Annotated in this window: 1 protein-coding gene and 1 pseudogene; both read left to right on the top strand. The window is 76.0% G+C overall.

Features of this window, described 5'->3' with window-relative positions:
* Nucleotides 1-35: 35 nt before the first annotated feature.
* Nucleotides 36-1118 (top strand): annotated as a pseudogene (locus IH13_RS45450) (beta-ketoacyl synthase N-terminal-like domain-containing protein); the annotation flags it as partial.
* A partial coding sequence (locus IH13_RS45445; RefSeq protein WP_031091341.1) for a polyketide synthase dehydratase domain-containing protein occupies nt 1063-2499 on the top strand: 1437 nt, incomplete at its 3' end. The pseudogene IH13_RS45450 and the gene IH13_RS45445, both read left to right, overlap by 56 nt.

Here is a 2499-nt window from a genome sequence, read left to right as displayed (position 1 = left end):
CCCGCCCCTCCGAGCTGGCCGGGAGACGGGTCGGCGTGTTCGTCGCCGTCACCAACTCCGACTACCACGAGGTACAGCGGGCCGCCGGACGCGCCGCCGAGGGCCACACCCTCACCGGTGCCGCCCTGTCGATCGTCCCGAACCGGGTGTCGTACGTGCTCGACCTGCGCGGCCCCAGCATCGCCGTCGACACCGCCTGCTCCGGCTCCCTCACCGCCGTCCACCAGGCCTGCGCCGCCCTGCGCGACGGCACCTGCGACCTGGCCATCGCCGGCGGCGTCAGCCTCATCCTGGCCCCAGGGGTCTACGAGGCGCTCAGCCAGGGCGAGATGCTCAGTCCCGACGGCCGCTGCAAGGCCTTCGACAGCCGCGCCGACGGCTATGTGCGCGGCGAGGGCGCGGGCGTCGTCCTGCTCAAGCCGCATGAGCGGGCCGAGCGCGACGGCGACGCCGTACACGCCGTGATCAAGGCCGCCGCGCTCAACCACGGCGGCCGGACCACTTCGCTCACCGCCCCCGATCCCGAGGCCCAGGCCGACCTGCTGGTGGAGGCCTATCAGGCCGCCGGCGTCCACCCGGACACCGTCGGCTACGTCGAGGCGCACGGCACCGGTACGGCCCTGGGCGACCCGATCGAGACCACCGGCCTGAGCACCGCCTTCCGGCGGCTGCGGGCGGGGAAGGACGCGCCCGACGGGGCCGCCCCCTGCGCCATCGGCTCGGTCAAGTCGAACATCGGTCACTTGGAGGCCGCCGCCGGTATCGCCGGACTCTTCAAAGTGGTCCTGTCGATGCGCCACGGCACCGTGCCGGCCAGCCTGCACTTCCTCGAGCAGAACCCCTACCTGGAACTCGACGGCGGCCCCTTCGAGGTCGCCCGCACCGCCCGGCCCTGGCCGCGCCCCCGGGACGCGTACGGAGCCGAACTGCCCCGCCGCGGCGGCGTCAGCTCCTTCGGCTTCGGCGGAGCGGGAGCGCACATCGTGTTGGAGGAACCTTCCATGCCGGACACTCGCGACGAGCCCGCGGCCCAGCAGGTCTTCGTGCTCTCGGCCCGCGACGGTGACGCGCTCCGGCGCTCGGCGGCACGGCTCGCCGACCACCTCGGGCGCCAGGACGTCCCGGCCGGGGACCTCGCCCACACTCTGCAGACGGGCCGGGAGCCGGCTCGCGGTCGTCGTCGACGGCACCGCGGCCCTGCGCGCCGAGCTCACCGCGTTCCTGGCCGGGCGCCCCTCCGCCGTCCGGGCCGCCCAGGTGACGGCGGCCCGGACGGGCGACCTCCTCCCCTTGGACCGGAGCGACCTCCACGCCGTGGCGACCGCCTGGCTGAACGGCAACGACGTCGACTGGCGGGGTCTGCACCAGGGCGCCGCCCGGCGCCGCGTCCACCTGCCCGCCTACCCGTTCGCCGGCCCACGGCACTGGGTCGCCCCCGGCGAGCGCCCCGCCGAGCCCGGCTCCCGTCTGCACCCCACCCTCCTGGACGCCAACGTCTCCACCTTCGGCGAGCAGCGGTTCGCCAAGACGCTGACGGGCGAGGAGTTCTTCCTGCGCGACCACGTCGTCGGAGGCGACCTGGTGCTGCCCGGCGTGGCCTACCTGGAGATGGGCCGCCTGTCGGGCGAACTCGCAGCCGGGGGAGCACCGGTGCGCGGCGTCGACGACCTCGTGTGGGCGGCGCCGGTCCGGCTCGCCTCCGGTCACACCGGGCACCTACTGCTGGTCCGCGTCACCGGCGACCGCTCCCGCGCCGCCTTCGAGGTGCGCGGCACGGCCGAGGACGCGCCGGTGCACGCCGGGGGCACCCTGCGGTTCGACATTCCGGGCCCCCGGCCCGCCCCCATCGCCCTGGCGGAGGTACGGGCCCGCTGCACCCGCGTCGAGGCGGCGGCCGAGTGCTACGACGGTTTCGCCCGGCTGGGCTTCGCCTACGGTCCCGCCTTCCGGGTGATCGAGGAGGTCGCCGAGGGCCCCGGGGAGGCGCTGGCGACGCTGCGCCTGCCGGAACCGCAGCGCGCGCACGCCGGCGCGTACACCTTCCACCCCTCGCTGCTGGACGCCGCCCTGCAGACCGCGGGCCGGCTCGTCCCCGGCGCCGGGGAACAGACGGGCCCCGCACCGTACCTGCCCTTCTCCCTGGGCTCGGTCCGCCTGTACGCCCCTCTGCCCGAGCGGGGCCACGCCTACGCCACCCCGGCCCGGCGCCCCGCCCCGGCGGGCTCTCTCGCCTTCGACGTCGCCCTGACCGACGAGAACGGGCAGGTCGCCGCCACGCTGGAGTCGTTCACACTGAGGTCGCTGCGCCCGGCCGGCCCCACGCGAGATACGGACACCGCGCCCGGGGCCCGGGCCGTGCCCGCCGTCGATGTCGTCCACGCCTTCGAACCCGTCTGGGAGGCCGCGCCCGCACCGCACGGCCGACTCCCCGCCGCAGCGCGCGTCCTCGTGCTCGAACCCGCCTCCGCGGACACCGCAGCCGCCACCGACGTGGCAGGC

The organism is Streptomyces sp. NRRL WC-3549 (genome assembly GCF_000721935.1).
In the GTDB taxonomy this organism is placed as follows: domain Bacteria; phylum Actinomycetota; class Actinomycetes; order Streptomycetales; family Streptomycetaceae; genus Streptomyces.
The sequence above is the reverse complement of the archived record's forward strand: the minus strand, read 5'-3'. Positions and strand labels throughout refer to the sequence as shown.